This is a genomic window from Curtobacterium uvaldense, from assembly GCF_028307415.1.
In the GTDB taxonomy this organism is placed as follows: domain Bacteria; phylum Actinomycetota; class Actinomycetes; order Actinomycetales; family Microbacteriaceae; genus Curtobacterium.
Genome location: NZ_JAQMHU010000037.1, coordinates 21,422 through 28,063, shown reverse-complemented (window position 1 = coordinate 28,063; position 6,642 = coordinate 21,422). Strand labels below are relative to the sequence as shown.

The window sequence follows — 6,642 nt, the reverse complement described above, 5'->3', positions numbered from 1 at the left end:
CTTCGTGCGAGGTTTACGAGCGCGTAGGGCTCGTCGTCCCACCGGAGCGGCCGCGTGCGGGACGTCTTGCGACCGCAACCGACCGCACCCCCCGCGGCCGCGGCCGCGGCCGCGGGCGGAGCCGCGCCGCCGCCTACGCGGCCGGAACGCCGGCGGCGCCGGCCCGCCGGAACGGGGCCCGCAACGTCGGCACGATGTCCTTCCGGTTGATCCACAGCACCACGAGCGCCGCGACCACGTGCACCCCGCTCAGCACCCACCGCCCGCTCGTGTCCGTCACCACGAACTGCACCGCGAACAGCGCCACGAGCGCGATCGCCGACCACCGGTGGAAGCGCAGCGCGATGATGATCGCCACGCCCAGCACGGTCTGCGACGCGGTGAGCACGAACTCCTCGACCTGCCGACCGTCGAGCGGCAGCCCGCCCGTCGTCCCGCCACCGAGCACGTGGGCGATCGGCAGCGACCCGACGAGCAGCGACCACTGGTTGACCTTCGACGCGATGAGCGTCCCGATCGCCGCGCCGCCCATCCCGCGCAGGGCGAAGAGCGCTGCGACGATGAACTCGGGCGCCTCGGTCGCGAGCGGCGCGAGCCACTGCACGAGGAAGTAGCTGTCGATGCCGAGCGCGCTCCCCGACTCGACGAGTGCGTCCGCGAACGGCTCCGCCGACGACAGGATGACGGCGGCGGCCACGACGAACAGCGCGACGATCGTCCAGCGTCGCGCACGCTGCGGCATCGAGGCGATGTTCCCCGCCATGCCGACCATCTCCTCGTCGCCGCCGTCGTCCGGCGCCTGCGATGCCCGCCACAGGTACGCGACGAAGGCGGCGAGCAGCACGAACCCGAACCAGAGCGGGATCGAGCCCATCAGCGGGATGAGGAACGCGACGACCGCCAGGAGCGCCAGGAAGCCGATGTCCAGCCGCGAGGACTGCTCCAGCTGCAGCACCGTCGTCGCCGACCGGGGCAGGGTGCCGGCGCGGACGTACCGGCGGGCGACGAGCAGCGAGATCACCACGACGAGGGGCCAGCCGAACCCGAGCAGCAGCCGGTTCGAGCCGGTCATGTTCGCGGCGGCGAACTGCTCGTACGACGGGTCGTACCCGGAGCGGAACGCGTAGTACAGGTCGACGGCGTACTCGGGCAGCACGGCGATGAGCGCGAGGATCGCGATGGCGAGCGCGCCGGAGATGTCCTTCTGCGCGGCCTCGGCGGCCCAGGCGAGCAGGAACGAGGCGGCGACCACCGCACCGCCGAAGACCAGCAGGTCGACGACGGGGTTCGGGGCGGAGCCCGTGACGCGGAAGACCACGGCGGGCAGGGCGATCACGATGCAGATCGCGATGCGCCCCCAGGCGCTGCGGCCCATGCGGGCGGGCGGTGCGTCGGCATCGACGACGCGGACGGGTGAGATGTCGATCACGGGATGGTCCCTTGGTCGGGCCGCACCGATCGCGCAGGGGTGGGGAGCGCTTCGGCACGGCAGAACGGCCGAAGGTCTCGCTCGCCCGCCGGGTGGGACCGGCAGGTGGTGCACCGGGCCGATCGTCGTGATGGCCAGTGTGTCGATGCACGCGCTGGGAGCTACTCCCCTTCGCCGTCCACCTTGGCGCGCTCCGATCCGCGTGCGCAAGCCGATCGGGCCTGTTCGTCGACCCGAATCCGGGTCTTCCGCGGCCCGCCCCGGAACGGCGGGACGCGCTCGTGGCGCACCGCGCGTCGGACGGGAGGCCCGTGGCGGCGCAGCCACGGGCCTCCCGTCCGTCAGGTGGTCACCCGGAGGCGCGTTTACCGCGTCCGAGCGCCATCTCGCGACGGGCGCGTTCGAGTGCGAGCGCCGACCCGGCGTCCGGGTCGGCGAGCAGTCGTTCGGTCTCGTCGACGTGCGCGCGGACGGCCTCACCGCGACGATCGGACGCGTCTGCCAGGACGGGGGCGACGACGTCCTCGCCGAGGGAGACCAGCGCACGGCTCAGCGCGAGTCGGGTCTCCCGGTCACCCTGACCGAGTTCGCGGGCGAGGCGTCGGGCGAGGGCGGGACCCTCCTCGGCCGGAGCGAGCAGGACGGCCGCGCGCCAGGCCGTCCGACGCACACCGGGGTCGTCGTCGCCGAGCCGGTCGGCCACCTCGGGGTACACCGACCCGTCGCGGATCTTCGACAGGGTGTGGAGCGCCTGCGAGCGCGCCTGCGCCTCGGGACGGTGCAGCTCGTCCGTCAGCCGGGGCACGACGGTCTCTGCCGGCAGCCTGACGAGCGCCCACGTCAGGGCCTCGCGCACCTGCAGGTCCGGCTCGACGGCACAGCGTTCGACGAGCACCTCGAGGTCGGACGGCCTCGCCTCGGTGCCGGCGGCCATCACGGCACGGAGTCGGACGGACGAGCGGGGGTCGGTGAGGTCGTCGGCGAGGGTGGTCATCCCCTCATGCAACACCGGGTACCCGCTGGTCACGTGCACGCAGGCGAGGCATAGCGTGGACGGGACCCGTACCGCACCGGAAGGACTCCCCATGCCCCGCATCGGAACCAGTGACCTGCACGTGTTCCCCCTCGCCCTCGGCGGCAACGTCTTCGGCTGGACCGCCGACGAGCAGACCTCGCACCGGGTGCTCGACGCGTACACCTCGGCCGGCGGCGACTTCGTCGACACCGCGGACGTGTACTCCGCGTGGGCGCCGGGCAACGAGGGCGGCGAGTCGGAGCGCGTCATCGGCTCGTGGCTCCGCGCGTCCGGGAAGCGCGACGACGTCGTGGTCGCGACGAAGGTCTCGCAGCACCCGCAGTACAGCGGGCTGTCGGCGTCGAACGTCGCCGCGGCTGCCCGCGCGAGCCTCGAGCGGCTGGGCACCGACCGGATCGACCTGTACTACGCGCACTTCGACGACCAGGACACCCCGCTCGAGGAGACCGTCCGTGCGTTCGACCAGCTCGTGCAGGAGGGCCTCGTCCGGTACACGGCGATCTCGAACTACTCGCGTCCGCGTGCCGAGGAGTGGATCCGCATCGCCAAGGAGAACGGGCTGGCGCTGCCCGTCGCGATCCAGCCGCACTACAACCTCGTCACCCGTGAGCCCTACGAGTCGGACATCGCCCCGCTCGCAGCGTCCGAGGGCCTGGGGGTCGTGCCCTACTTCGCCCTCGCCGCCGGGTTCCTGACCGGGAAGTACCGCACGAAGGACGACTTCGCCGGCAAGGACCGCGAGGGGCAGGTGTCGGGCTACTTCTCGGACGAGGGACTGGCCGTGGTCGACGCGCTCTCCCGCATCGCCGAGGCGCACGAGGCCGAGATCGCATCGGTCGCCCTCGCCTGGCTGCAGGCCCAGCCGGACGTCGTCGCACCGATCGCGAGCGCGCGGAACACCGAGCAGCTGCCGGCGCTCCTGGCGTCCGCGGACCTCGAGCTGGGCGCCGAGGAGCTCCGCACCCTGGACGAGGCGTCCGCGCGGGTCCCCGCCGCGTCCTGACCGGCGCCGCCCACCCCGCCCTGCGCCCCCGCGCCCGCGGCCCTGCGGCGCGGCTACCCTCGCGAAACGCAACGTCGGCGGTTGCTCGCAGCGGTACAACGCTGCGAGGAACCGCCGACGTTGCGTCTTGCGGAGAGGGGATCGGGTCAGGTGCCGCTCGGGGCGAGCGAGCCGGTCAACGGCTGGCCGCTCGAGCGCGTCGCGAAGCACGAGATGAAGGTGTTGCCGCGGTCCCAGGTCTCCTGGTCGGGCGCGTAGGTGCCCTGCACCTGCACGTCGCCGTACCGCGCCGCCGCCGCGGTGTCGACTGCCTGGGCGGTCTGGCACACCTGGGCCGCCTGCGCCGCCAGGTCGTCCGGCCCCGGCCACGCTCCGGCCTCGACCTGGATGCGGGCGGTCAGCTGCCCGGCGTGCGCTGCCGTGCAGTCGACCACCGTGAAGGACTGCGCCCAGGCGTCGGTGAACGGCGACAGGCACTCACCGCCGGCGAGCTCGTTCCAGGCGTGCTCACCCGGGGCGGCCTGGGCGGTCGCGAACTGCAGCGGCGGCGCGGGGGCCGCGGCGGCCTCGGTGGACTGCTCTGCCGAGGGCTCGTCCGAGGGAGCGGCCGACGCAGCGGCGGACGACGCGCCCGCCGCGGGAGCGCTCTCCTCGCTGATGGAGTTCCCGAGGATCCAGCGGGTGAGCCCGAAGACCGCCACGAGCAGCACCACGATGAGCACGACGGCGCCGATCACGAGCAACTGCTTGCCGCGCTTGCCCTCGCCCGCGAGCCGCCCGAAGCCCTCGTTGATGAAGTTGTCCCGTCCGCCGCCGTCGCCGGGAGCCGTGCTCCCCGAGGCCGTGCGGTCGGGAGCCGTCCCAGGGGTTGCTGCGCGTGCACCGGGCGTCCCGTCACGACCGGGAGCGCCGGCCGGAGCGGCGACCGCGGGCATCATGCGCGTCCCCGAGTCCTCGGGGTCGTACCCGGTGTCGCCGAGCTGCCCGACCGCAGCCGTGCCGAACAGGTCCTTGATGACGCTCGTGTCGCTCGTCTCGCGGCCGTCCCACTCGTCCTGGTCGAGGTCGTCCGGTGCAGCGGCGGGCAGGCGCTCGACGGGGTGCTCGTCGTACCGCTCGTCGTGGACGTCGTCATCGTCGCGGCGGTCGTTGCGGGCGTCGCGATCGCCGGCCAGCCCCCGGAGGTCCTGGCCGACGGACGGCGGGAGGTGCGCCGGGTACGCAGCGGTGGCGTCCGACGACGCCGGTTCGATCAGCGGCGGCGCCGCGGTCGGCGGCACGGTGGCGTCGGGCTCCGCCCACCAGGGGGTCGCCGCTGCAGCGACGGGCATCGGCGCGTCCGCAGCGGAGTCGTCACGTCCGACACCGCCCACGGCCGGCAGCGCCGTCGTCCGTGCATCGTCGTCGCGGTGTTCGCGGTCGCCCCGGTCGTCGTCCTGCACCGACGGCAGCGCCGTCGTCCGTGCCACGTCGTCGTCCTTCGCATCCTCCGGGGCCGACGTCGGCACCGGAGCGGGTACCGGCAGCGGTGCCGGCACCGGTGCCGGCACCGGCGCCGCGAGCAGCCCGCTCGGGAGCCCACCGGCAGGCGTGTCGACCTCGCCCGCGACCACGTCGTCGTCCGCCTCGTCCGCGAGCGACCACGACCCCGCCCCGAGTGCCGTGGTGTCGAACCGGCCGGTCGTCAGCGTCGTCGGGACCTCGCCGGTCTCGTCGTCCCGGATCGCCCAGTCGAAGGGTCGTTCCGTCGCGCCGGCCGGGGCAGCGTCACCCGCTCCCTGCAGGCGCAGCAGCTCGGTGAAGCTCGGCGGCTCGTTCGTGGGTGCCGGCGCGGGCGGCAGGACGTTCTCGACCCCGAGCGGCTGCGCGACCGGCCCGGTCGGCGTCGGCGCGGGCGTTCCCGGCTGTGACCCGGTGACCCGCCCGAGCCAGTCGACGTCGCTGCGCCCCTGGCCGAACGGGTCGGCACGTCGTCGCTCGTCGTCGACGGCGCGGTTCTCGGCAGCGCGCTCGTCCCGGTGGCGCATCGCGGTCGGCAGCGAGATCGAGGACGGGTGCGAGACCGTGCTCGTCGGCGGCACCGGCGCAGCGGGCGGGATGCGGTCCCCGAGCGTCTCGCGCTCGTGCTCGACCGTCGCCTGCGGGTTCTCCGACGGCTCGCGGAGCTCGTCGCCCATGTGGATCGCCTGGGTCGCCCCGGCATCCTCGTCGGACTCGGATCCGGACGCAGCCCCGGACGTGGACCCCGGCCCGGACCCGGCCTCACGGTCGCCGACGGGCGGCGCCGGCACGACCGGTGCGGGCGCGACCGGTGCGGGATCGACGGCCTCCGGCTCGAACGGCTCCGGCAGCGGCGCGCCGGTCTCACGAGCGGCCCGCTCCGCCTCGCGCCGCTCGCGGCGCGAGGGCCACTCGTCGGCACCACGCGGCGCACCGAAGATGTCGGCGGCACTGCGGAGACCGCGGAACGGAGCGTCCGAGCCGGACGCGCGCAGGGCCTCCCGGTCGTCCGACCCGTCTGTCGGGCCGGACGGACGGTCGGGATCGCGCGCGTCGTCCGGACGCTCCCCGGTCACGCGCTCAGCCCCAGGTCGGCCAGTCCGATCGCGGCGAAGTAGGGGTAGCCGGCCGCCTCGATCCGCTCCTTCGCGCCGGTGTCGCGGTCGACGACGACGGCCACTGCGGCGATGATCGCGCCCTCGCGCTCGAGCGCCTCGGCGGCCTTGAGCGGCGAGCCGCCCGTCGTGGAGGTGTCCTCGAGCACGACGACGCGCTTGCCGCGGACGTCCGGACCCTCGACCTGGCGGCCGCGGCCGTGGTCCTTCGGCTCCTTGCGCACCACGAACGCGTCGTAGGCGAGGCCGCGCGCCGCGGCCTGGTGCAGCACGGCACTCGCGATCGGGTCGGCGCCCATGGTGAGGCCACCGACGGCGTCGACGTCCGGCACCTGCTGCAGCAGGTCCGTCATCACCTGACCGATGAGCGGAGCGACCCGGTGGTCGAGGCTCACCTTGCGCAGGTCGATGTAGTACGACGCCTGCTTGCCGCTGGTGAGCGTGAAGTCGCCGTGGAACACCGCGTCTGCGGAGATGTGCTGGATCAGCTGGTCGCGCGTGTCGGTCACAGCCCACAAGGGTAGTCGCTCGGCCCCGGAACGCCATCGCCAGGCGGCGT

At 74.1% G+C, this 6,642-nt stretch carries 5 protein-coding genes; 1 reads left to right on the top strand and 4 read right to left on the bottom strand.

Annotated features, from left to right (window positions below):
* Positions 1–133: 133 nt before the first annotated feature.
* The gene (locus PIJ49_RS15470; RefSeq protein ID WP_271827009.1) at positions 134–1,429 is read right to left on the bottom strand and encodes a calcium:cation antiporter family protein; all 1,296 of its coding nucleotides are present in this window, start codon (positions 1,427–1,429) and stop codon (positions 134–136) included.
* Positions 1,430–1,778: 349 nt separating this feature from the next.
* Positions 1,779–2,423 carry a HEAT repeat domain-containing protein gene (locus PIJ49_RS15465; protein ID WP_271827008.1) on the bottom strand — a complete coding sequence of 215 codons (645 nt, stop codon included), beginning with the start codon at positions 2,421–2,423 and terminating at the stop codon, positions 1,779–1,781.
* 91 nt (positions 2,424–2,514) lie between these two features.
* Between PIJ49_RS15465 and PIJ49_RS15460 the strand changes: the two genes are divergently transcribed.
* Entirely contained in the window at positions 2,515–3,468 is a 954-nt protein-coding gene (locus PIJ49_RS15460; protein WP_066652028.1) for an aldo/keto reductase, read from the top strand.
* A gap of 146 nt (positions 3,469–3,614) precedes the next feature.
* On the opposite strand, the gene PIJ49_RS15455 is transcribed toward PIJ49_RS15460, so the two are convergent.
* Both PIJ49_RS15455 and pyrE read right to left on the bottom strand, forming a co-directional pair.
* Entirely contained in the window at positions 3,615–6,044 is a 2,430-nt protein-coding gene (locus tag PIJ49_RS15455) for a hypothetical protein (RefSeq protein ID WP_271827006.1), read from the bottom strand.
* Positions 6,041–6,592, bottom strand: coding sequence for an orotate phosphoribosyltransferase (gene pyrE, locus PIJ49_RS15450; RefSeq protein ID WP_058729844.1), 552 nt, complete (start codon positions 6,590–6,592; stop codon positions 6,041–6,043). The genes PIJ49_RS15455 and pyrE overlap by 4 nt, the downstream gene beginning before the upstream one ends.
* Positions 6,593–6,642: the final 50 nt, after the last annotated feature.